Genomic DNA, 23465 nt, shown 5'->3' with positions numbered 1-23465 from the left:
TATCCTGGTCTAGAAGAGAGAGGCGTTGATGATGCGGTGGGCGAGGATGCTGGCGCCGTAGCCGGCGGCGATGGCCCAGCTCCATCTCAGATGGCTGGAGAAGGTGTAGATGCCCTTGGCCTGACCCATGAGGGCGACACCGGCCGCCGAGCCGATCGACAGGATCGATCCGCCGACACCGCAGGTGAGGGTGATCAGCAGCCATTGGCCGTCGGTCATCTGCGGGTCCATCTTGAGGACAGCAAACATCAGCGGAATATTGTCGACGATGGCCGAGAGGGCGCCGATGACGATGTTGGCCGTGGTCGGCCCGAAGCCCGCATAGAGAAATTCCGAGGAGACGGCCAGATAGCCCATGGCGCCCAGCCCGCCCACGGCAAAGATGATGCCGAAGAAGAACAGCAGGGTGTCGAACTCGATCCGCTGAATTTCCTTGAAGGAATCGAGCAGCATGTCGGAATCGTCGCGCTTTTTGCCCGTGCGGGTAAGGTAGAAGGACCAGAGCTGCAGATAGCCCAGGCCCAGCATCATGCCGAGTGCCGGCGGCAGATGCAGGAAGTTCTTGAAGGAGACCGCCGTCACGATGGTGGCTGCGAACAGGATGATGACACCGCGTGCGCCGGACTTGGCGCGCACATGCTCCTGTTTGCTTGAGGGCTTGGTTTTCGGAATGGCGAAATGCATGGCGGTGGCCGGAATGAGCCAGTTCACGACTGACGGCACGAACAGCGCGAAGAACTCCCAGAAGGACAGCTTGCCGTTCTGCCAGACCATCAACGTGGTGATGTCGCCGAAGGGCGAAAAGGCGCCGCCGGCATTGGCGGCCACCACGATGTTGATGCAGCCGATGGCGATGAAGATGCGCGATCCGGTGCCCACTGCCAGCACCACCGCCCCCATGACCAGGGCCGTGGTGAGATTGTCGAGCACGGCAGACATCGGAAAAGCGAGCCCGCCGGTGAGCCAGAAGAGCGCGCGGTAGCCGAGGCCGAGGCCGACGAGTTTTGCCCGCAGGACGTCGAACACGCGCCGTTCCTCCAGCGTGTTCACATAGGTGATGGCGACCAGCAGGAAGAGCAGCAGCTCGCCATATTCGAGGATGATGTGCTTGGCCTGTTCATTGGCGGCTTCGGCCTGGCCAGCCATGCCGTAGCCGATGGCGACCAGGGCCCAGATCAGCCCGGCTGCGAGCAGCACGGGCTTCGACTTCCGCATCTCGATCGCTTCTTCGAAAACGACGAGGGCGTAGGCAATGAGGAAGATGGCCAGGGCCAGCAGGCCGGACCAATGCGTCGTCAGATCAATCAACCGCCAAGCTCCCGAGCAGCATCGCCTCCGGTCCTGTTACCGAAGCGCCGGCGGAGCATAGCGGAGCTAACCGGGCCAAGCCCAGCTTTTTGTGGTTTCGAGATTTCAATCTATTGATAACGTTGCGCTTTGTCGGAGAAATCTGCCCGGCGCACCCGGCACCGGGCGCCCTTCAGGCGAGGCTGGGCAGGGCCAGAATCAGCATCATCAGGGCGGAAAAGGCGATGGCTTCGACGGCGTTCTTGAGGCGGATGGCCATGATCTTGCTCCCTGTGTATCGTCTATGACCTCTTTATGTTCCATCAATGTTCCAAAGTCAAGAGGCAGAAGAACGGAGCCGGGAGAGCCCTTTCATGCTCTGGAAGATTCTCCGGGGGAAGACCTAGTTCGGGCGGCCCGCCTTCAGCCGATAGGCCCCCGCGGCGGGTTTCTCGAACATGTCGCGCAGGAGCGGATGACGGCAGGGCTGCCCGCTGTCATCGGGCAGCAGGTTCTGCTCGGAAACATAGGCGACATAGGTCGTCTCGGCGTTTTCGGCCAGCAGATGATAGAAGGGCTGTTCCCGGTGCGGCCTCAGCTCGGCCGGGATGGATTGCAGCCATTCATCGGTATTGGCGAAGACCGGGTCGACATCGAACACCACGCCCCGAAACGGGTAGACGCGATGTTTGACGATGTCGCCGATGTTGAAGCGGGCGGTGCGAGAACTCATGACTGAAAGATTGCTACTCAGACTGTCGGCGTCAAGTCATTGGCGAGGATTGTGTGATCGATCATCAACAACTATGACTGGTGTGCAGTGTTTCATCCGCTACAGGTTACCTCCCCATGAATTGTCGAGCGCCAGGACACGTTGCCCATACCATGGTTCGCATTCTCCTGCCGATGGTCGCCGCCATTGGCCCAAGCCATACGGCACTGGCCGACGACCCGCTCGCACCCTGCAACCTCACTGCAGACTATTTGCGGGAGTTCGCGGAGGCACATCCGGCGCAGGCGACGAGTGAGGAAAACTTCCCGCTCAACGCTCTCACCGGTCAAGAGAGTGCAAGCTCAATCCGCTTCCTGCCGCTTCAGGATTTCGAGACATTGGAGGCCATTGTAGCAGCGATCGCACCGCTAAAGTTCAGCCCGGCCAATCGCCAGTTCATGGAAGAGACCGTCTATCTCGACCTGGGCGCGAGCTGGCAGGTGATCGATGCGAGATCATTCGGCAACCGACTGGTACTGATACAGACGGGTGGATCAGCCTCTTGCTATCAGGCAGCCATTTTCGACGCGTCCGCCAGCGGCCTCAAGCCAGCCTATACCGGCAATTTCGGCGTAGGCGAGGTATGCAGCGGCTTCGGTACCTCATTTGATTTTCTCAGCGTCAATGGTCAGGCCTATCCGGTCCTTTGGAGCGTGCCGCAGGGAGGCGTTTCCTATCAGTTCTCGCTGGATATCTTGCCGCCAAGCGGCGGCTCAATTGTCGAAACGCCGTCACAATGCAGCGTGACGGTCGATTTCGCGAACGACCAGCCGGCGACAGATTGGTATGTCGCAACGACGGCGAGCAGTCCGCAACTCATCAAACGGGTCGAGGCATTGGCGCGTTCACTTGAGCCGGCGATCCGCCATGGCGACGATTTGACACCGTTGCTCCAACCCTATCTGGCGCTGCCGGACGGCTCTGATAAAAGCGACCCGTTCCAACGCCTGGCGGCACGCAATGATCCAAAAGCGCAGCCGGCCGATGTCTTGACCACCGAAGAGGAGATAGAACTCGGTTCCAACCTGCCGACTCGCGATTGGTCACTGCGGGGGCCGTATCTCGCGCTCAGGATCGACGGGGAGAACGTGATCTTCGCTTCCGGTACCCGAAATATGGGATGGCGCGAACTCGCATATCCCTCGCTCAACGCGTGGCGATGGACCAGTGGCGGCCCGGCCATGCTGGTGGACGCGGACTTTCAGACGCAGGGTACTTCGCCCAGCATCAATGTTGCCGGCTGGAATCAGGAAGTGCAGGAGTAGGAATTGGCAAAGCGTTTCGACCACAGAATGACGAAGCATCCATCATGACCGGACCGATTGCTCGCCAGGCTATCCCGGCGCTGGTGTTGGCCACCGCCTTGCTGCTGTCACCCGGCACAGGTCGGGCCGAAAATACCGCGGCGGCGCTGGCGCCCTGCAACGATGTGGCGCGCTACCTGCGGGAGTTCTCCGTCGCAAATCCGGACCTTGCTACCAGTGCCGAGAAGTTTCCCGTCGGCGCGTTGCTTGACGCGCCGAAAGATGCAGCGGTGGGATTTGTCGAGTCCACCATCGCCTACGACGGGTTGATCGCCGCCCAGACGGCCATCCTCCCGCTTGAAATTGCCAGCGCCGTGAAACCGATCCTGAACGAGTCGAGTGTATGGGCGGAGTACCTCGATCATGGGTGGCGTTTCATGGACGGCCGCGCCTTCGGCGACCGCCTGGTGCTCTACACCATCGATCCGCATTCGGATTGCACCGAGGCGGTCATCCTGGATACGTCTGGGGATCATCCGAAGCTCGCCTATCGCGACCTTGTCGACGAGGAATATCTCGAAGGTGGCGAGACCTGTGACGATCATAGGGCGCGTTTCAATCTGCTTCGTGTCGGCAAGAGCAGTTTTCCGGCCATCACCGAGATCGGGCGGCAGGACGAGAAATATCAGTCTCGCATCAATCTGCTGGCTCGTTCGGAAGATGCCGATGAGAAGGCACAGGCGCAATGCCTTGTTAGCACCACCTTTGCGACTTTTGAAGACATGACCGAATGGACCATGCCCATGGAAGCGCGTGAGAGACCCTTGGCGGCATTGATCCGAGAAGCCCTCGAGAGTTTTGAGCCGGATTTTCGTGCCAAGACGACGGCCATGCGTCATTTTGAATTGGATGATCTCAATCACCTTACGCCGATTCGTATCGCCGCAGGCGATGTTCGGACCCCGGAAACCTTGGCCGCGCAGCTCCGTGGCAGCAACCTGCTTTCGAGCGAGCCCGTCGTATTGGAGATTGATCGCCAGAAGGTGATTCTCATTTATGGCGAGGAATCTCGCGGCTGGGATCTTACGGGGCATCAAAGTATCATCGCATGGCTATGGAACGGGATGGATGGCAAGGAGCTGCTTCGTGGCGACTACTTGATCCGGGCCTCCAAGCCGGAGATTATTGTCTCTGCTCCTTAATCGATCTCGTAACCAGGAAAATGCTTCTCATGACCAAGCCCGCGAAATTCACCGGCACCGAGAGCTACATCACGACCCGCGATCTGGAGATCGCGGTCAATGCGGCGATGACCCTGGAGCGGCCCTTGCTGGTGAAGGGCGAGCCCGGCACCGGCAAGACCGTGCTGGCGCGCGAAGTGGCGACGGCCCTCAAGATGCCGCTCATCGAATGGCATGTGAAATCGACCACCAAGGCGGCGCAGGGCCTCTATGAATATGACGCGGTCGCGCGCCTGCGTGATGGGCAATTGGGCGAGGCCAAGGTTCACGATATTTCCAACTACATCGTGCGCGGCAAATTGTGGGAGGCCTTCACCGCCGACCGACAGGTTGTGCTGTTGATCGACGAGATCGACAAGGCGGATATCGAATTCCCCAACGATCTGCTGCAGGAACTCGACCGCATGGAGTTCTTTGTCTACGAGACCAAGGAGACGGTGAAGGCGCGGCATCGGCCGTTGGTGATCATCACGTCCAACAATGAGAAGGAATTGCCGGACGCCTTCCTGCGCCGCTGCTTCTTCCATTTCATCCGCTTTCCGGACCGTGCCACGATGGAGCGGATCGTCGCCTCGCATTACCCCGACATCAAGCACGATCTGGTGCGCGAGGCGTTGAACCTGTTCTTCGATATCCGCGAGGTGCCGGGGCTGAAGAAGAAGCCGGCCACGTCGGAGCTGCTTGATTGGCTGAAGCTGCTGATGGTCGACGACATCCCGGCGGAGATCCTGAAATCCAACGACCCGAAGCTGGTGGTGCCGCCGCTCTATGGCGCGCTCCTGAAGAACGAGCAGGACGTGCATCTCTTCGAACGCGTGGCGTTCCTGGCGCGGCGCGGGCAATAGGCCATCATGTTCGCCGGCTTCATCACATCTCTGCGCAATGAAGGCGTGCTGGTCTCGCTCACCGAGTATCTCACGCTACTCAAGGCGATGAAGCATCAGGTGGCGGTCCTCGACGTCGAGGATTTCTATTACCTCGCCCGGGCGACATTGGTGAAGGATGAGCGGCTGGTCGATCGTTTCGACCGGGTCTTTGCGCTCTATTTCCAAGGCCTCGCCGGCATCTCGGAAGATTTGCTGGCCGAGATACCCGATGAATGGCTGAAGAAGCTTGCTGAAAAATACCTTTCGCCGGAGGAAATGGCAGCCATCCAGGGACTCGGCGGGTTCGAGAAATTGATGGAGACCCTGCGTGAAAGACTGCAGGAGCAGAAGGGCCGCCACCAGGGCGGCTCGAAATGGATCGGAACGGCGGGCACCTCGCCCTTCGGCGCCTATGGCTACAATCCCGAAGGCGTCCGCATCGGCCAGGAAGGCATCGCGCCATTTTCGCGCGGTCAAGGTCTGGGACAAGCGCGAGTTCAAGGATCTCGATGGAGAGGTGGAGCTGGGCACACGCGGCATCAAGCTGGCGCTTCGGCGCCTGCGTCGCTGGGGCCGCGAGGGCGAAGCGAATGAGCTGGATCTGAACGGCACCATTCGCGCGACGGCCGCCAATGGCGGCGTGCTCGATCTCCATCTCAGGCCCGAACGGCGCAACAAGGTGAAGGTGCTGCTCCTCCTCGATATCGGCGGGTCGATGGACGATCATATCGAAGAATCAGCGCAGCTCTTCTCAGCGGCGAAATCCGAGTTCAAGCATCTCGAGACCTTCTACTTCCACAATTGCCCCTATGAGAAACTGTGGCGCTCGAACCGGCGGCGTCACGATGAGTTCATGCCGACCACCCAGGTCATGAACACGTACGGGCCCGACTGGTGCCTGATCATCGTCGGCGATGCGACCATGAGCCCCTATGAGATCACCCATGCCGGCGGCTCGGTCGAGCATTGGAACGAGGAAGCCGGGGCGGTCTGGCTGGGGCGGTTGCTGAAGCACTATCCGAAATCAGCCTGGATCAACCCCAGGGACACGCAGCATTGGGGCTATACCGCGTCGTTGAAACTGCTGAAGCAGATGATGGGCGAGCGGATGTTCCCGCTGACCCTCGATGGCCTGGATGGGGCGCTCAAGGAATTGCGCCGGCCGCATTAAGCACCCCTCACCCCGACCCTCTCCCCGCAAGCGGGGCGAGGGAGTTTTGAACGAGTTCGCTCTAAAGCCCCTCGCCCCGTGAAATGGGGAGAGGGGGTGGGGTGAGGGGTTCTCGCGAATTTAGAAACTAATCCTCTTTGCCGCGCAGCTTCTTGATCTTTGCATAGGCTTCATTGGCCTGTGCCGCCATGCGGTTGGCTAGCTGGATAAAATCCGGCGGCAGGTTCAGCGCCTGGATACTGTCGGGATGCACGGGTGTTATCGCCTTGTGATAGGCAGCCTTGATCTCGGCATCGGATGCCGTCTCGCTGACACCCAGAATTTCGTAGGGGCCGCGGCTGGGCTTGGTCGTGCTTTCCATCGGCACGATGCGGCGGATCGCGTCCTTGCGGATGATCTCGGTGGTGCCGTCGGCGGTCTCAAAAGGCAGGAACTGGCGATTGTCGTTGAGCGTGTCGCTGACGCGCGTGTTGGGCGCCACGAACAGCGCCATCAGCCGCTCGATCCCATCATCCAGCTCGACCCGCATCAGAATTTTGACGCGGGTCTTCTTCGTCTGCGAACTGTCGAACATGCGGCTCTGCAACCATTGATAACAAGGTCCTCAGAGTGCGGCGAAATGGTTAATAAATGGTAGCGATTCGTCCGTTTCGCTCACACCGGCCGGCGCGCGAAGGCGAGGGCCACGCCGAGACTGCACATCAGGGCACCGGAGGCGCGCTGGGCGCGTTTCATCCAATGCGGCCGCGACAGCAGGCTGCGCCGGATCCTGCCGGCGAAGACGGCGATGACGATGTCGGGCGTGGTGTTGAGCGTCACCGACATGGCGCCGAGGATGATGAACTGCACCGCCACATTGCCCCGCGTTGGATCGACGAACTGCGTCACGAAAGCCAGGAAGAAGGCGGCGGTCTTCGGGTTGAACATTTCGACGAAGATGCCTTCTACGAAGGCGCGCCGGCAGCCCGCCGACTTCACCTCGATATTGGAGAGATCGAACCCCGCCTGGCGCCAGGTGCGAATGCCCAGCCAGACCAGGTAGATGGCGCCCACCAGTTTCAGCGCCGTGAAGATGTTGGCGCTGGCCATCAGGATGGCGGTGACGCCGATGGCGCCGCCGATGACATGCACGAAGCCGCCCAGCGCCGTCCCGAAGCTGGAGGCAAGTCCCTCGGCGCGACCGCCGGAGATGGAGCGTGCGGCGACATAGAGCATGCCGGGTCCCGGCGTGACGGCGAGCGCCGTCGCCGCCACCAGGAAGATCATCAGCTGAACGGGATCGAACATGTTTGAGTCTCCTTTGAGCGAGCGCCCCGCCCCTCACCCCAACCGCTCTCACCAGAGGGGCGAGGGGCTCAAGGCCGGTCTCGCTCGAAACTCCCTCGCCCCGCTTGCGGGGAGAGGGCCGGGGTGAGGGGTGTTTAGTACGCAAACTCCGAATAGACCGGGTCGACGCTGCCGCCCCATTTGCCGTGATAGAGGTCGAGCTTCAGCTCGGCCGGGGTCTTGCCGCTGTCGGCGATGATCTGCAGCGGGTTGAGGAAACCGGATTCGTCCATGCCGCCGAGGTCGGTGGCGCCGCGCTGCTGCAGGCCGGCTCGCGCAATGGCCAGCACCTCCAACGCGATATCGCGGACGGTGCGGCCGCGGAACGGCGTCTTCAAGGCAAGGCGCGGCACGTCGGCGCGCAACTGTTCATGCTCGGCGATGGTCCAATCCTTGACCAGGTCCCAGGCGGCATCGAGGGCCGTCTGGTCGTAGATGAGGCCGACCCACAAAGCAGGGAGCGCGCAGAGCCGCTCCCACGGACCGCCATCGGCGCCGCGCATCTCCAGGAACTTCTTCAGCCGCACTTCGGGGAAGGCGGTGGTCATGTGATCCGCCCAATCGCCGGTGGTGGGAATTTCGCCCGGTGCCGCCGGCAATTTGCCGTTCAGGAAATCGCGGAACGACTGGCCCGAGGCGTCGATATACTTGCCGTCGCGATAGACGAAATACATCGGCACATCGAGCATGTAATCGACATAACGCTCGAAACTCATGCCCTCTTCGAACACGAAGGGCAGGATGCCGCAGCGGTCCGCGTCGGTATCGGTCCAGATATGGCTGCGATAGGAGAGGAACCCGTTGGGCTTGCCCTCGGTGAAAGGTGAATCGGCAAAGAGCGCGGTCGCGATCGGCTGCAAGGCCAGCGACGTGCGGAACTTCTTCACCATGTCGGCTTCGGAGGAGTAGTCGAGATTGACCTGCACGGTACAGGTGCGCAGCATCATGTCGAGACCGAGCTTGCCGACCTTGGGCATGTAATCGCCCATGATCTTGTAGCGGCCCTTGGGCATCCAGGGGGTGTCGGCGCGCGACCATTTCGGATCGAAGCCCATGCCCAGCACGCCGATCCCCAATTCCTCTGAGATGGTCTTCACCTGCTTCAGATGCTGGCCGACCTCACGACAGGTCTCGTGAATCGTGCGCAAGGGGGCGCCTGACAGTTCGAACTGACCACCCGGTTCCAGCGTGATGCTCTCGCCGTTCTGCGACATGGCGATGATCTTGCCGTTCTCCTCGATGGGCTCCCAGCCATAGCGGATGAGACCCTGGAGCAGCGCGCCGATGCCATTGGGTGCGTCATAGCTGACGCGGCGCAGCGATTTCAGGTCATAGACGAACTTCTCGTGCTCGGTGCCGATGCGCCAATCCGCCTTGGGCTTGTTGCCTTCGGCGATGTAGTCGACGAGCTGGCGCTTTGCCGTCACTGGCTCGCCGCGCGATTTGGGCGGTGCTGACACGATATATCCCCTCAGTACGACGTTCCTCAGGCCGGCAATTGGCCGATCGGCACAAGAGGTGCCGGTGGCCGCAGGGCGCCGTCGCCCAGGATGCTTTGAAAGACCGCCAGCGCTGTGAGCGCCGCGGTGTCGGCACGCAGGATTCTGGGTCCCAGGCCAACGGGGGTAACAAATGGCAGATTTGAGAGGAGGTCAAGCTCGGAACGTGCAAACCCCCCTTCTGGCCCGCAAACTATTGCCCATGCGTTAGAAATACTCACGGATGGCTGTAGCTCTGATAACGCTGTCGCAATCGGTGCCGCCGGACCGGCCTCGGCGCAGAGGATGATCCGCCGATGGGGGGCCCATTGCGCGATCATGTCGCGGAGCGGCAAGGGCTGCCGGATCTCCGGCAAGGTCAGGCGTTCGGTCTGTTCGGCGGCTTCGATCGCGTTGGCGGCGAGGCGCTCCAGATTGAGCCGGGTCGAGGTCGTGTGCTGGGTGATGACCGGCTGAAAGGCCGCCGCGCCCAATTCGGTCGCCTTTTCGACCAGGAAATCGACCGCGTCCTTCTTCAGCGGCGCAAAGCACAGCCACACATCCGGGACGCCCATCTGCGGCCGGCGCAAGGCGCCCACCCGCACTTCCACCGCGCGCTTCGACACCTCGGTGATCTCGGCCGCGAATTCGCCGTCGCGGCCGTTGAAGAGGATGATCGGATCGCCGACGCTCCGCCGCATCACGTTGCGCAGGTAATGCGCCGCGCGCTCGGCGGCCGGGAAGACGAGGCCGGGTTTCAGTTCGACGGGCACGTAAAGGCGTGGGATCATGTTCTTGAGCGATTCTTGCGTGGTGACTATGGTCGCGGGCGTGAGCCTAACCCTAAATGACGGACATGACGACGTTATGAGCGAGGCCAGCGACATTCAAGCCGGCGATTGGATCGACCGCCACCTGCCGGCGGGCTTGCGCCCCTATCTGCGCCTGGCGCGGCTCGACCGGCCGATCGGCACCTGGCTGCTGCTCTTTCCCTGCTGGTGGTCCCTGGCGCTGGCGGCACCCCCGGGTGGCCTTCCCGACATCAAGATGCTGGTGCTGTTTGCCCTGGGCGCCGTGGTGATGCGTGGCGCCGGCTGCACGGTCAATGATATCGTCGATCGGGATTTCGACGCCAAGGTGGCGCGGACCGCCAACCGGCCGCTGGCCTCGGGCGCCTTGTCGCTGTTGCAGGCGCTGATGTTCCTCGCGCTGCTGCTGGCGGTGGGGCTCCTTATCCTGGTGCAGTTCCCGTTCTTTTCCATTCTGCTGGGGGCGGCCTCCCTGATCCTGGTCGCGGCCTATCCCTTCATGAAGCGCATTACCTGGTGGCCGCAGGCCTTCCTCGGCCTCACCTTCAATTGGGGAGCATTGCTGGGCTGGGCCGCCGATCGCGGCGCGTTGGATCCGGCACCGGTCTGGCTCTATCTCGGCGGCATCAGCTGGACATTATTCTACGACACGATCTATGCGCACCAGGACAAGGTCGACGACGCCCTCATCGGCATCAAATCGACAGCGCTGAAGCTGGGGGCGAAGACCAAGCCCTGGCTGGTGGTGTTCGCGATGCTCGCGATCGGCTGTTTTGCGACGTCCCTGCTCCTGGCCGGCACCGGGCTCATCGCGCTTGTCGCCCTGGTGGCGGTCCTGCTGCATATGCTGTGGCAGACCTATGATGTGGATCTCGACGACGCGAAGGATTGCCTCACCAAGTTCCGCAGCAACCGCTTCATCGGTTGGATCCTGTTCTTAGGCATCGTCCTCGATCGGCTCATGGGGTGAGCGACCCACAGGCTTTCATCCGCGCCCAGACCAAAATCGCCCGGCCCAGCCTGGTGCCGGAGCTCAAACTCCATCTCGCGACCGAGATCAGCCCGATCTGGCGCGCGACCCAGACCGAACTCGACAATTACGGCATGCCGCCACCCTATTGGGCCTTCTGCTGGCCGGGTGGCCAGGCGCTGACCCGGTTCCTGATCGATCATCCGGAATGGGTGAAGGGCAAGCGTGTGCTTGATTTTGCCGCTGGCAGCGGCATCTCCGGCATTGCCGCCGCCAGGATGAAGGCAGCGCATGTGACCGCTGCCGAGATCGACGACTTCGCCGTGGCGGCCATCGCCCTCAATGCCCGGCTCAACAAGGCCAAGGTCGAGATCGTGATCGAGGATCTGGTGGGGCGGGTTGATCTTGGTTTCGATATCGTGCTGGCCGGCGACGTATGCTACGAACGGCCGATGGCTGAACGCGTCTTCGCCTGGTTCGAGGCCTTGGCAGATGCGGGTGTCACCATCCTCATGGGTGATCCGGGGCGGGCCTATCTGCCACGCCGTCATCTGGTCGAAATGGCGCGCTACCAGGTGCCGACTTCGGTCGAGCTCGAGGACAAGGACATGCGGTTGACATTGGTGTGGCGCATTTCAAGCGGAGCGGAATCTTGACGAAGTCGGCAATGGTTGCGGGTCTCTATCGTTATCCGGTGCAAAGCGTGCAGGGCGAGGAACTCGCTGCCGTGACGTTTGGCCCCAAGGGCATCCAAGGCGACCGTGCCTTTGCCATTGCCGATCTGGAATTGGGCGTCGTTGCCCATGTCAGCGGCGCCAAGAAGCACTATCGCGACATGTTCAGCTGGCGCGCGCGTTATCTGGCCGAACCGCAGGCGGGCGCCGATCTGCCCCTGGTCGAGCTGGATTTCGGCGACGGCACCATCCTGCGCAACGACGATCCAGCTCTCGACAAGGCGATCAGCGATCGGCTCGGCATGGACGCGGCCTTCGTGCGCAATGACGGCAAGCGCGTGCCGCTGTTGTTCGAGCACAGTCATTGCCATCTGCTCACCAGTGCCACTTTGAAGCGGCTGCACCAGAATCATGAATCCGGCATATTCGTGCCGGCCCGCTTCCGCCCGAATACCTATCTTGATTGCGGCGATGAGGTCGGCTTCTTGGAACAGGAGTGGCTCGGCCACAAGCTCAGCCTGGGTGGCGCCAGCTTCGACATCAACGACGTCTGCAAACGCTGCGCGCTCACCACCCGCGCGCAAGGGGATCTGCCGAGCGATCCCGGCATCCTGCAGGCGACCGCGCTCAACAAGACAGTGGCCGGCGTGTATGGTTCGGTGGTCGGCCAGGGTGTGGTGAAGGTGGGGGATGTGGCGAAGATTGCGCGCGCATAGCATTGCCATCGGCACCTCCACCCTCTCCCGCGAGGGGAGAGGGTGGAGGTCACGTCGGGCAGATTCTGTCTGTAGCATCAAAAAAAAGCCCCGCAGTTTCCTACGGGGCTTTTCGTTGGCGGTGCCGCGTTACTTGTTCGGCTGCGGCGTCACGCGGAGATACGGCTTGATCTTCTTGTAGCCCTTGGGGAACAGCTTGTCGGCATCGGCGTCGGAGATGCTGGGCGGGATGATGCAATCGTGCCCATCGCGCCAGTTGACCGGCGTCGCCACCTTGAAGTTCGCGGTGAGCTGCAAGGAGTCGAGCACGCGCAGGATCTCGTCGAAATTGCGCCCCGTGCTCATTGGATAGGTGATCTGCAGCTTCACCTTCTTGTCCGGGCCGATGATGAAGACCGAGCGCACGGTGGCGGTCGCGTCCATGTTCGGGTGGATCATGTCGTAAAGTTCAGACACCTTGCGGTCGGCATCGGCCAGCAGCGGGAAATTGAGCGCATGGCCCTGGGTTTCCTTGATGTCGCCGACCCAGCCCTGATGCTCCTTCAAGCCATCGACCGACAGGCCGATCACCTTGGTGTTGCGCTTGTCGAATTCCGGCTTCAGGCGCGCCACTTCACCAAGCTCGGTGGTGCAGACCGGGGTGAAGTCCTTGGGGTGAGAAAACAGAATGGCCCAGGAATTGCCGATCCAGTCATGGAACTTGATCCGGCCGTCGGTCGAATCCTGCTCGAAATCTGGGGCGGTATCGCCAAGTCGAAGGCTCATGTGAAGCTCCTCTGTCTGATTTTTGAGTTTGTTATTCGCCCGCGGCGCTGAGGCGCGGCTGCGGTTTGGTGAAGCTGCGGTCATGGGTCAGCGCCGGCACGGCATAGCGTGCCTTTGTGACAAGGGCGGTGTCGATCTCGGCCGTCACAACGCCGATATCGGTGCCGGCATCGGCCAGCACCTTGCCCCAGGGATCGATGATCAGCGAATGGCCATAGGTGCCTCTGCCATCGGCATGGATGCCGGTTTGCGCGGCCGCCAGCATGAAGCAGCCGGTCTCGATCGCGCGGGCACGCAGCAGCACATGCCAATGCGCCTCGCCCGTCGGCACGGTGAAGGCCGCAGGCCCGGTCAGCAGGCTGGCGCCTGCCTGCGCAAGCGCCCGGTGCAGATAGGCAAAGCGCACGTCGTAGCAGATGGTGAGGCCAAGCCCGCCCCAGGGCGTGTCGGCCACCACGGCTTCCACACCAGGCCGCACCTGGGCGGATTCGCGGTGGCTTTCGCCGGTCGGCAGATCAACATCGAACATGTGGATCTTGTCATAACGCGCGACCACCTGGCCCTGCGGGTTGAACACGAATTGCCGGTTGGCGATGCGCGTCGGCTCCGCCCGGACCGGCATCGAGCCGATCACCAGCCAGACACCCAATTCCTTGGCGAGGTTGGAGAAGGCGGGGAGGCCGGGATGTTCATCCTCGACCGGCGTCTTGGCGAGGGCTGCCTTCTTGTCGGGTTCCAGGATGGTGGTGTTTTCCGGCGTCACGATCAGCTTGGCGCCTTGCGCATGGGCGGCGCGGATGAGGTCGCTGGCGGCGGCGATGTTAGGCGCCACGTCGCGCTGGCTGTTCATCTGCACACAGGCAGCGGTAAAGACGGCCGCTTTACTGTCGGTCATGGCGAAACTCCTGTTCAGTCGGTCGCATATGCCGCGCGGTGTCACGCCGCGGCGGAAAATTTCCGGATCAGTGGCGCCGGATCAGTGGCTGGCGTGGAGCAAGGGCTGCAGCTTGCCGGCCTGGTCGAGGGCATAGAGATCGTCGCAGCCGCCGACATGGGTGTCGCCGATGAAGATCTGCGGGACCGAGGTCCGGCCGCCGGCACGCTTGCGCATCTCGTCGCGCAGCTTGCCATCCGTCATCACGTCGATTTCGGTAAACTCGACCCCGCGCTCCTGCAGCAGCTTCTTGGCGCGGTAGCAATATCCGCACAGCATGGTCGTGTAGATCTCAACCTTGGCCATTCACACACCGATCCGAGGTATAACCAAACCCGCCCGGGAAATCCCGCCCGGCCGGGTTCCTGTAATGTCAGCCTTTAGGGCCGGGTTGACAAGGGGGTGCGCGCCCCGTTTCGGCAAGCTTTCCTCGCGCAAAGACGTACTTTTTCTGTGGCATCGGCCTGCTCAAAGGGCCTGGATGACCCGGGCCAGGGCCAGGACGTCGATGGCCGCGGCGCCGCCCTGGCGCAGAACCCTGGCGCAATTGGTGACGGTGGCCCCGGTGGTGATGACATCGTCGATCAGCAGCACCCGTTTCCCGGCCAGCGCCGACGCCCGCCCGGGGTGAAGGGCAAAGGCCCCAGCCACATTGCGCTGGCGGGCGAGGCGGCCGAGATGCCCCTGTTTCCGCGTGGCGCGCCGCCGGACGAGCAGATCTGGGAGCACCGGCTTGCCCGCAAGGTCCCCGAGCGCCACCGCCAGCAGGGCCGCCTGGTTATAACGGCGGCTGAACAAGCGCGACCAGTGCAGCGGTACCGGCACGATCAGATCGGTCTCGGCCAGCAGCTCCTCACCGGCGCGTTTCAGCCAGGCGGCGAAGGCGGGGGTGAGGGAGGTGCGGTCGGCGTGCTTGAAGGCGAGGACGAGATCGCGGCTGGCCTCGTCATAGCGCATCACCGCGCGCGCCCGGTCGAAGGCGGGTCGCATCTGGGTGCAGGCGCCGCACAGCGCCCCCGGCCCCATCTCGAAATCGAACGGCTGGCCACAGCAGGCGCAGCAGGGTGGTCCCAGGAAACTCAACTCCTGCCAGCAGGCGGGGCAAAGGGCGCCATGCGGCCCGCTCCCATGCGAGCCGCTTTGCGTCGCCACCACCAGTCCGCATTTCAGACAGCGCGGCGGCAGCACGGCATCCAGCGCCCGCGCCAAGGCACGGCGCATCGGGCTGCGCGCTGGTGATCGCAAGGAGTCGAGCTGGGTCATGCCCCCATTTCACGAAATCAGGGCACCCGCGTCAACCCCAAGTGGTCGGTCCCAAGTGGTCGGGCCCAAGTGGTTGGGCCCAGGTGGTCGCACGAATTGCCGTTGCGCGACCCGCCGCCTTGCGCATACTCCGCAGCCATGAGCGACCAGCAACATGTCTTCGATCGCACCCAGCTGCGACGCCAGCGCCGCCGTGCCGCGGCCGGTTTCACGCGCCATGATTTTCTCTACCGAGAACTGGGCGAACGGCTTCTCGACCGCCTCGCCGATGTGCGTCGCAGCTTTCCGCTGGCGGCCGATATCTCACCCTATCCGGGTGTTCTGTCCGATCTGCGAGCGGCGATGAACCCGGATCTCGGTGGGATCGAGACCTTGATCGAGACCGGCCCTGTGCCGCTGCCAGCGGGACATGGCAATCCACGTATTGTCTGCGATGAGGAGGCGCTGCCGTTCCGCGCCGGCAGCCTCGATCTCATCCTCTCGTGTCTCGGCTTGCACTGGGTCAACGATCTGCCGGGCGCCTTGGTGCAGATGCGCGATGCGTTGCGGCCGGACGGGCTGTTTCTCGGTGTGATGCTGGGTGGCGAGACGCTCCATGAGCTGCGGCAATGCCTGATGGAAGCGGAACTGGCCGAGAGCGGCGGCGCCAGCCCGCGCATCTCGCCGATGGTGGGGCTGCGCGATGCCGCGGGCCTGCTGCAGCGCGCGAGCTTCGCCTTGCCGGTGGCCGATGCGGAAAGCGTCACGGTGACCTATCCGAATGTGCTTGCCCTGATGCGCGAGCTGCGCGGCATGGGCGAGGGGAATGCCACCCTTGCCAGGTCGCGGCGGCCGCTCGGGCGCCGTGTCCTGGCGCATGCCAGCGCGCTCTATGCCCAGCGGTTTGCGGCCGCTGACGGGCGGGTAACGGCCACGTTCCAGGCAGTGTTCCTCACCGGCTGGGCGCCTGCCGCCAATCAGCAGCAGCCGGCCCGGCGCGGCAGCGGCGAGGTCAGCCTGGTCGACATTTTCGCACCCAAGGGCTGTGGCAGCACCTAGCGCAGACCCGCTCTATTGCTGATTGCCGCCGCTTTCACTCGACTTCGCCCGGTCGCGATTGAACTCGACGCCCAGCGCGTTCAGCCAGCCATCGTCGACAACGGCATCGGCTACCGCGAGGACTTCATCGATCACCTCGATGCCCTCGGGCGTAATGCGGGCGCCCTTGCCCGCCGTCAATGTCACGGGATCGCCCTTGCCCTTGGAGACGATGCCGATCTCGCCTTCGTCAAGTCCCAGCAATGTGTCGCCATTGGCGCGGACGCCGATCTTCACATTGGTGCCGCGGATCGTGATGGTCGCGGTCGGCGTTTCAATGCGCATGCCACCCGACGGCATGATGCCGGTGACCCAGCGAACGGCGCCGCGGGTCAGGGTGAGGACCGCTTCACCGGTCTCCGCGTCCTGATCGAACACGAAGTTGTCGATGTTGATTGCTGCGTCGGCGCCAACGGTCATGGTCGAGCCATCGACAAAGCCGATCTCGACGGCGCTGTTCCTGGCGGTTTCGATCAGTTCCTTGAACTCGACCCCGTCGCGCTTGTGCTTTGGCACCCGCGCGGCCTGCGGCGGCGTGCCATAGGCGGTGTTGTGTACACGCTGCACCAGGCCGATGGGATCGGCCAGGGCCGGTGACGGATGGCCGAACAGAGCGAGGGCGATGAACGCGCCGCCTAAGCCAGCGATTGCAAGGACGCGCATTTTTCCCCCAGCCATATCATTCGTCGGTCGGTTGTCTCGAACTGGCCTTCATCTCACAGCAAATCGCACAACATGGCAATGAGCGGCTTGTCGGCCGGCGGCATCGGATAGTCGGAAAGCCGGGTCGGCCGCACCCAGGCGAGGCTCTGGCCTTCGCGGCCGTGCACGGTGCCTTCCCAGCGGCGGCAGACATAAAGTGGCATCAGCAGGTGAAACTGTTCGTAGCTGTGCGAGGCGAAGGTGAGGGGTGCGAGGCAGCTTTCCTTGACGTCGATGCCGAGTTCCTCATGCAGCTCGCGAATGAGTGCCGCCTCGGGGGTTTCGCCTTCATGCACCTTGCCACCTGGAAACTCCCAGAGGCCAGCCATGCTCTTGCCCGGGGGGCGCTGCGCGAGCAGCACCCTTCCATCAGCATCGACCAAAGCGACGGCGACGACCAGCAACATTTTCTTCTGGCTCATGCAGCCCCCATTAGGCGGCCCGGCCCGTCGCGCGTAGCCAATCGTTCCGCTTCAGACGGCGATGAATGACGGGCAGGTGGCAGTTCTGCGCGCGTGAATAGATCTCGCCTGTGCCGCAAACGGAAAAGCCGATCTTTTCCAGTACCCGGTGCGAGGCCTCGTTGACCGTGACGGCGGAGGCGATCAGTTCCGGCAGGGCGAAATTCTCGAAGGCGAGTTTCACCAGGCGCCCGGCGGCTTCGCTCGCATAGCCCTGGCGCCAATAATCGCGCCCGATCCAGTAGCCGAGCTCCGGTCCCTCCGGCGTTTTCTGCAGGCCGACGCAACCCAGCAGCCGGCCGTCTTCCTTGTGGAAGATGCCGAGCACGATGGCGCCCTCGGGATCGTCAATGAATTTCGAGGCGGCATCGGCCGCCGCTTAGGGGGCGGCGATGAAATCCAGCGCCATCGACATGTCATAGGGATGGGGAATGGTGGCGGTGAAGCGAGCGACGTCGAAATCGTCGACCAGCCGCACGATCTCTGGCGCATCTGCCTTGGTCAGCGGGCGCAGGCGCAGGCGATCGGTCTCGATCTCAGGAACGGTAATCGGCATTGATCTCGATATAGCGATGGGTGAGGTCGCAGGTCCAGACCCGCGCCTTGGCCTTGCCCACGCCGACATCGACGCCGATCTTGACGTCGCGGGTCTTGATATGGGCGGCAACCGGTGTCTCGTCATAGTCCGGGCGGCGTTGACCATTCCGCGTGATCTCGACGCCGCCGATGGAGATGGCAAGCTTGTCACGGTCCGCCTTCTCGCCCGATTTGCCGACGGCCATGACAATGCGACCCCAATTGGCATCCTCGCCGGCGATGGCAGTCTTGACCAAGGGCGAATTGGCGATGGCAAGGCCGATGCGGCGCGCGGCGGCAGCGGTCGCGGCACCCGTTACATCGATGGTGATGAGCTTCTCGGCACCCTCGCCATCCTGCACCACCTGGACCGCAAGGTCGGTCAGCAGCGACTCAAGGGCTGCGCGGAAGTCCTTGAGGATCGGGTCGGTGGCGGATGCCGGCTTCTTGTGCTTGGGTCCCTGGCCGGTCGCCACCAGCAGCAACGTGTCGCTGGTCGAGGTATCGCCATCCACCGTGATGCAGTTGAACGACCGATCGACCGCCTTGGAGAGAAGGGTCTGCAGGATGGCGGCCGGGATCTTGGCGTCGGTCGCCACAAAGGCCAGCATGGTCGCCATGTCCGGCGCGATCATGCCCGATCCCTTGGCGATGCCGTTGAGGGTCACTTCCACATCGCCGATCCTGGCCGTGCGGGTTGCCACTTTCTCGAACGTGTCCGTGGTCATGATGGCGCGGGCGGCATCGTTCCAGGAATCGGCGTGGAGGTCCTTGATCAGCGCCGGCAGATTGCCGGTGATCGCCTTGTCGTTGAGCGGCTCGCCGATGACGCCGGTCGAGGCGATGTAGATTTCCTTGGGCTGACATTTCAGCGCTTTGGCGGTCGCCTTGAGGCAACGATCCGCCGCCTCCATGCCGGCCTTGCCGGTAAAGGCATTGGCATTGCCGGCATTGACCAAGATGGCGCGCACCTTGCCGCCTTTAAGATGCTTGCGGCAAATGTCGACCGGGGCCGAGCAGGTCAGGGAGCGCGTCAACACGCCGGCGATGGTGCTGCCGGGCGCCACCTCCATCAGCATGACATCCTTGCGGCCCTTGTAGCGCACGCCACATTCGCGGGCGGCGAGCCGCAGCCCGGGCAGGGCCGGCAAATGATGAAACACGGTCGGTGCAAGCGGCGAGACCTTGGCGCCCATCTGTTGTCGGCCTTTCGTCGGGTGATGTCAGGTGGTTGTTTCTGGTGGTTGCTTACTGGGCGGGCTTCACGCCGCCATTGGGGTCGATGACCTCAAGCTTGGCCGCGTCCTTCAGCTGCTTCGCCACGTCGCGGCGCAGTTCATCCACCAGGTCGAGGCGGATGTCTTCCTTTTTCCTGTCGAAGGTCGGCAGGGGCTTGGTGCGATCGCCGGTGACCTTGATGATATGATAGCCAAACTGAGTCTTCACCGGCACCTGGCTCGTCTCGCCTTCCTTCATGGCAAAGGCGGCGTCCAGGAACTCCTTCACCCATTCGTCCTTCATGGTGAACCAGCCGAGCTGGCCGCCCAGCTTACCGCTGTTGACGTCGGTGGATTTTTCCTTGGCCAAAGTGGCGAAATCGGCGCCGCCCTTCAACTGCTCGATGATCGCCTTGGCCTCATCCTCGGTCTTGACCAGGATATGGCTGGCCGAGAGTTCACGCTCCGGTGCGATCTTCTTCACTTCTTCGTCGAACTGCGCCTTGAGTTCGTCATAGCGCGCATCGACCGCCGCGTCGGTCACCTTCTGGTCGATCAGCTTCTTGAAGTAGATCTGTCGGATGGCATTGTCTTCGATCTGGCGGACCGACTCGGCCACCATCGCCGTCACATTGGGATCCTTGTCCAGTCCGTCGGCCCGGCCCTGATCGGCTACCAGCTTCAGGAAGATGTAGCGGTCGAGCAGCTGGGGGAAGAACTGGTCGATATTGGCGCGCACCTCAGGCTCCAGGCCCTGGGCGGAATCGATGATGTCCTGGCGTGTGATGTCGGTCCCGTTCAGCTTGGCTACCACCAGCTTGGGATCCGGGGCGCCCGGACTGGCAGGCGCCGTCGCCGGTGCCGCGGCGGGTGCCGCCGGCTCGGTCGTGGTGCTGTTGTCCTGGGCCCAGCCGAGGTCGGCGCTGAAGGCGAGGATGAGGCCGGCGGTCAAAGCCTGGCGGATAATCTGAGTGGCCATGGGATTAGGGGTATCCTTTGGTGCCTGAAAATTGGGTGTCCCGGGCGGACCCTTTGATCGACCCCGAGGTCGTCCCTGGGATCGATTTAGGGCCGCAAACCCCGCGAGCGCCGGGGACTATGCCGAACGCTGCCCGGCCTTACAAGCGGAAAGGTCAAGGATTTCCGTGGCTTCACCCCAAGTTGACAGGGCGCCGCCCGCGACCTATCTCTTCCGCAACCACAATCCAGAATTTTAAAGGTTTCTGAGCATGTTCGCGGCGTTGGCGAGGCGGGTCTTCGGATCCGCGAATGACCGTTTTATTAAGGGCTTGGACAAGACGGTCGCTGCGGTGAACGCCCTGGAGCCGGAAGTCAAGGCACTCAGCGACGACGAGCTCCGCGGCCGCACCATCTGGCTGCGCGACCGCCTGGACAAGGGCGAAACGCTCGACGACATCCTGCCCGACGCCTTCGCTACCGTGCGCGAAGCGGCCAGGCGCACCCTGGGCCAGCGCCATTTCGACGTCCAGATCAAGGGCGGCCTGGTCCAGCATCAGGGCCGGATCTCGGAAATGAAGACCGGCGAAGGCAAGACCCTGGTCGCGACCCTCGCCGTCTACCTCAATGCTATCGAAGGCAAGGGCGTCCATGTCGTCACCGTCAATGACTATCTCGCCAAGCGCGACGCCGGCTGGATGGGTCAGGTCTATCAGTTCCTCGGGTTGACCGTGGGGTCGATCGTCCATGGCCTGAACGATGTCGAGCGGCGTGCCGCCTATGCCTGCGACGTCACCTACGGCACCAACAACGAATTCGGCTTCGACTATCTGCGCGACAACATGAAGCATCGCGTCGAAGACATGGTTCAGCGGCCGTTCAATTTCGCCATCGTCGACGAAGTCGACAGCATCCTCATCGACGAAGCACGCACCCCGCTCATCATCTCAGGGCCGACCGAGGACAATTCCGACCTCTATTACAAGGTCGACAAATTGATCCCGCATCTGGTCGATGCCGATTTCGAGAAGGACGAGAAGTCGCGCCATGTGACGCTGACCGATGCAGGCAACGAGCATATCGAGCAGCTGCTGCGCGGTGTCGCCCTGATGAAGGCCGGCACGCTCTATGACGCCGCCAATATCAGCCTGGTACATCACGTCAACCAGGCGCTGCGCGCCCACAAGCTCTTTACCCGCGATGTCGATTACATCGTGAAGGACGACAAGGTCGTCATCATCGACGAATTCACCGGCCGCATGATGGAAGGCCGCCGCTACTCGGAGGGCCTGCACCAGGCGCTGGAGGCCAAGGAGAACGTCACGATCCAGAACGAGAACCAGACCCTGGCCTCGATCACCTTCCAGAACTATTTCCGCATGTATCCGAAGCTGGCCGGCATGACCGGCACGGCGATGACGGAAGCGCCGGAATTCTCCGACATCTACGGCCTCGACGTCGTCGAGATGCCGACCAACGTGCCCTGCATCCGCAAGGACAACGACGACGAGGTCTACCGGACCGCCGCCGAGAAGTTCAAGGCGATCAGCGAACTGGTCGAGGAATGCCGCGCGCGGCAACAGCCGGTACTGGTGGGCACGGTCTCGATCGAGAAATCGGAACTGCTCTCTGAGCATCTCAAGAAGAAGAAGATCCCGCACGCGGTGCTGAACGCCCGCTATCACGAGCAGGAAGCCTATATCATCGCCGATGCCGGCGTGCCCGGCGCCGTCACCATCGCCACCAACATGGCGGGTCGCGGCACCGACATCCAGCTGGGTGGCAACGTCAAGATGCGCATCGAGCGCGAAATGAAGGATATGCCCGCCGGCCCTGAACGCGATGCGCGGATTGCCGCGATCACCGCGGAAGTCGAAGCGGCGAAGAAGGTCGCGCTGGATGCCGGCGGCCTGTTCGTCATCGCCACCGAGCGTCATGAAAGCCGCCGCATCGACAACCAGCTGCGTGGCCGGTCCGGCCGCCAGGGCGATCCGGGTGCTTCGCGCTTCTTCCTCAGCCTTGAAGACGATCTCATGCGCATCTTCGGCTCCGAGCGCATGGATTCGATGCTGAAGCGCCTGGGGCTCAAGGAAGGCGAGGCCATCGTCCATCCCTGGATCAACAAGGCGCTGGAAAAGGCGCAGCAGAAGGTCGAAGCGCGCAACTTCGACATCCGCAAGAACCTGCTGAAGTTCGACAACGTCATGAACGACCAGCGCAAGGTGATCTACGAACAGCGCAAGGAAATGATGATGGCGACGGACCTCAAGGAAGAGGTCATGTCGATGCGCCATGAGGTCATCAACGACCTCATCAACCGTTATGTTCCCGAGAAGGCCTTCGCCGAGCAATGGGACGTGAAGGCCTTGCACGAGGAGACCTTGCGCATCTTCGCGCTCGATCTGCCGTTCGCCGATTGGGCCAAGGAAGAGGGCATCGCCGACGAAGCGATGCGCGAGCGCCTGGTCGAGGCGGTCGACCGCCGCATGGCGGAAAAGGCTGCCAATACCGGCCCGGACCTGATGCGCGCCATCGAGAAGTCGCTGATCCTGCAGGTGCTCGACCAGAACTGGAAAGAGCATCTCCTCCACATGGATCATCTGCGCCATGCCATTGGCCTGCGCGCCTACGGCCAGCGCGACCCGTTGAATGAGTACAAGCGCGAAGGCTTCGAGATGTTCGAGGCGATGCTCGACCGTCTGCGCGAACAGGCAACCTCGATGCTTTCCCATATCGAGATCCGTGCCGAAGCCCCGCAGCAGGCGGCACCTGCCGCGCCGCCGCCCGTGATCGAGAACGGCATCGATCCCAACAATCCGGCGACCTGGAGCAACCTCAACCGCAATGCCGATTGCCCCTGCGGTTCGGGGAAGAAATACAAGCATTGCCACGGCCGCCTGACCGCCTGATTTCTGGTTAAAGCCGGCTTTCAGCCCGACCGCCCCTCCGATAGTATCCC

24 protein-coding genes and 1 pseudogene are annotated in these 23465 nt (G+C 62.6%); 9 read left to right on the top strand and 16 right to left on the bottom strand.

Translation table 11 applies throughout. The annotated features are described in order from the left end of the window. Positions 1-9: 9 nt before the first annotated feature. Both nhaD and hspQ read right to left on the bottom strand, forming a co-directional pair. On the bottom strand, positions 10-1308 hold the full coding sequence (nhaD, locus tag IPK59_09545) for a sodium:proton antiporter NhaD (protein MBK8158982.1): 1299 nt from the start codon (positions 1306-1308) through the stop codon (positions 10-12). A 382-nt stretch (positions 1309-1690) separates the two neighbouring features. Next, on the bottom strand, positions 1691-2020 hold the full coding sequence (hspQ, locus tag IPK59_09540) for a heat shock protein HspQ (GenBank protein ID MBK8158981.1): 330 nt from the start codon (positions 2018-2020) through the stop codon (positions 1691-1693). A gap of 152 nt (positions 2021-2172) precedes the next feature. Between hspQ and IPK59_09535 the strand changes: the two genes are divergently transcribed. From IPK59_09535 to IPK59_09520, 4 genes and pseudogenes are all read left to right on the top strand, one after another. After that, entirely contained in the window at positions 2173-3324 is a 1152-nt protein-coding gene (locus IPK59_09535; protein ID MBK8158980.1) for a hypothetical protein, read from the top strand. Between the two features lie 44 nt (positions 3325-3368). Further along, positions 3369-4505 (top strand): hypothetical protein, encoded by a 1137-nt coding sequence (locus IPK59_09530; protein ID MBK8158979.1) that lies wholly within the window; start codon positions 3369-3371, stop codon positions 4503-4505. A 29-nt stretch (positions 4506-4534) separates the two neighbouring features. Continuing rightward, on the top strand, positions 4535-5389 hold the full coding sequence (locus IPK59_09525; protein MBK8158978.1) for a MoxR family ATPase: 855 nt from the start codon (positions 4535-4537) through the stop codon (positions 5387-5389). 6 nt (positions 5390-5395) lie between these two features. Continuing rightward, positions 5396-6581 (top strand): annotated as a pseudogene (locus tag IPK59_09520) (VWA domain-containing protein). Between the two features lie 127 nt (positions 6582-6708). Here IPK59_09520 and IPK59_09515 read toward each other — a convergent pair. The 4 genes from IPK59_09515 to IPK59_09500 form a co-directional block, all read right to left on the bottom strand. Then, entirely contained in the window at positions 6709-7155 is a 447-nt protein-coding gene (locus tag IPK59_09515; GenBank protein MBK8158977.1) for a DnaJ domain-containing protein, read from the bottom strand. A gap of 80 nt (positions 7156-7235) precedes the next feature. After that, positions 7236-7868: a LysE family translocator gene (locus tag IPK59_09510; protein MBK8158976.1), complete on the bottom strand. Its 633-nt coding sequence runs from the start codon at positions 7866-7868 to the stop codon at positions 7236-7238. A gap of 134 nt (positions 7869-8002) precedes the next feature. After that, positions 8003-9367 (bottom strand): glutamate--cysteine ligase, encoded by a 1365-nt coding sequence (locus IPK59_09505; protein ID MBK8158975.1) that lies wholly within the window; start codon positions 9365-9367, stop codon positions 8003-8005. Between the two features lie 26 nt (positions 9368-9393). Beyond that, positions 9394-10176: a 16S rRNA (uracil(1498)-N(3))-methyltransferase gene (locus IPK59_09500; GenBank protein MBK8158974.1), complete on the bottom strand. Its 783-nt coding sequence runs from the start codon at positions 10174-10176 to the stop codon at positions 9394-9396. Between the two features lie 76 nt (positions 10177-10252). Here IPK59_09500 and IPK59_09495 point away from each other — a divergent pair, with 76 nt between their 5' ends. The 3 genes from IPK59_09495 to IPK59_09485 are packed head-to-tail and all read left to right on the top strand — an operon-like array spanning position 10253 to position 12554. Then, complete coding sequence (locus tag IPK59_09495; GenBank protein ID MBK8158973.1) at positions 10253-11164, top strand: 4-hydroxybenzoate octaprenyltransferase; 912 nt, start codon at positions 10253-10255, stop codon at positions 11162-11164. Continuing rightward, positions 11083-11820, top strand: a complete 738-nt coding sequence (locus tag IPK59_09490; protein MBK8158972.1) for a methyltransferase — start codon at positions 11083-11085, stop codon at positions 11818-11820. The genes IPK59_09495 and IPK59_09490 overlap by 82 nt, the downstream gene beginning before the upstream one ends. Next, entirely contained in the window at positions 11817-12554 is a 738-nt protein-coding gene (locus IPK59_09485; GenBank protein MBK8158971.1) for an MOSC domain-containing protein, read from the top strand. The genes IPK59_09490 and IPK59_09485 overlap by 4 nt, the downstream gene beginning before the upstream one ends. A 129-nt stretch (positions 12555-12683) precedes the next feature. Here the strand turns inward: IPK59_09485 and IPK59_09480 are convergent, their stop codons facing one another. From IPK59_09480 to IPK59_09465, 4 genes are all read right to left on the bottom strand, one after another. After that, positions 12684-13319, bottom strand: coding sequence for a peroxiredoxin (locus IPK59_09480; GenBank protein MBK8158970.1), 636 nt, complete (start codon positions 13317-13319; stop codon positions 12684-12686). A 31-nt stretch (positions 13320-13350) separates the two neighbouring features. Next, positions 13351-14214 carry a carbon-nitrogen hydrolase family protein gene (locus IPK59_09475; protein MBK8158969.1) on the bottom strand — a complete coding sequence of 288 codons (864 nt, stop codon included), beginning with the start codon at positions 14212-14214 and terminating at the stop codon, positions 13351-13353. An 81-nt stretch (positions 14215-14295) separates the two neighbouring features. Further along, positions 14296-14559 carry a glutaredoxin 3 gene (gene grxC, locus IPK59_09470; GenBank protein MBK8158968.1) on the bottom strand — a complete coding sequence of 88 codons (264 nt, stop codon included), beginning with the start codon at positions 14557-14559 and terminating at the stop codon, positions 14296-14298. 162 nt (positions 14560-14721) lie between these two features. Then, on the bottom strand, positions 14722-15516 hold the full coding sequence (locus IPK59_09465) for a ComF family protein (protein ID MBK8158967.1): 795 nt from the start codon (positions 15514-15516) through the stop codon (positions 14722-14724). Between the two features lie 138 nt (positions 15517-15654). Here IPK59_09465 and IPK59_09460 point away from each other — a divergent pair, with 138 nt between their 5' ends. Next, on the top strand, positions 15655-16554 hold the full coding sequence (locus IPK59_09460; protein ID MBK8158966.1) for a methyltransferase domain-containing protein: 900 nt from the start codon (positions 15655-15657) through the stop codon (positions 16552-16554). 12 nt (positions 16555-16566) lie between these two features. Here IPK59_09460 and IPK59_09455 read toward each other — a convergent pair whose 3' ends face one another. Genes IPK59_09455 through IPK59_09430 form a run of 6 tightly spaced genes read right to left on the bottom strand, consistent with a single transcriptional unit; the run spans position 16567 to position 20528 of the window. Continuing rightward, complete coding sequence (locus IPK59_09455) at positions 16567-17256, bottom strand: FecR domain-containing protein (GenBank protein ID MBK8158965.1); 690 nt, start codon at positions 17254-17256, stop codon at positions 16567-16569. Between the two features lie 53 nt (positions 17257-17309). Next, positions 17310-17717 carry an 8-oxo-dGTP diphosphatase MutT gene (gene mutT, locus IPK59_09450; GenBank protein MBK8158964.1) on the bottom strand — a complete coding sequence of 136 codons (408 nt, stop codon included), beginning with the start codon at positions 17715-17717 and terminating at the stop codon, positions 17310-17312. 10 nt (positions 17718-17727) lie between these two features. Continuing rightward, positions 17728-18084, bottom strand: a complete 357-nt coding sequence (locus tag IPK59_09445) for a GNAT family N-acetyltransferase (GenBank protein MBK8158963.1) — start codon at positions 18082-18084, stop codon at positions 17728-17730. Between the two features lie 51 nt (positions 18085-18135). Next, positions 18136-18312 carry a GNAT family N-acetyltransferase gene (locus IPK59_09440; GenBank protein ID MBK8158962.1) on the bottom strand — a complete coding sequence of 59 codons (177 nt, stop codon included), beginning with the start codon at positions 18310-18312 and terminating at the stop codon, positions 18136-18138. Further along, positions 18293-19528 carry a bifunctional glutamate N-acetyltransferase/amino-acid acetyltransferase ArgJ gene (gene argJ, locus IPK59_09435; protein MBK8158961.1) on the bottom strand — a complete coding sequence of 412 codons (1236 nt, stop codon included), beginning with the start codon at positions 19526-19528 and terminating at the stop codon, positions 18293-18295. The genes IPK59_09440 and argJ overlap by 20 nt, the downstream gene beginning before the upstream one ends. A 52-nt stretch (positions 19529-19580) precedes the next feature. Next, a complete protein-coding gene (locus IPK59_09430; GenBank protein MBK8158960.1) occupies positions 19581-20528 on the bottom strand; it encodes a peptidylprolyl isomerase in 948 nt (315 codons plus the stop codon). A gap of 250 nt (positions 20529-20778) precedes the next feature. On the opposite strand from IPK59_09430, the gene secA reads away from it, so the two are divergent. Further along, positions 20779-23415 (top strand): preprotein translocase subunit SecA, encoded by a 2637-nt coding sequence (secA, locus tag IPK59_09425; protein ID MBK8158959.1) that lies wholly within the window; start codon positions 20779-20781, stop codon positions 23413-23415. The last annotated feature ends 50 nt before the right edge of the window (positions 23416-23465 follow it).

This window comes from Rhodospirillaceae bacterium (assembly GCA_016712715.1).
GTDB lineage: Bacteria > Pseudomonadota > Alphaproteobacteria > Dongiales > Dongiaceae > Dongia.
The sequence above is the reverse complement of the archived record's forward strand: the minus strand, read 5'-3'. Positions and strand labels throughout refer to the sequence as shown.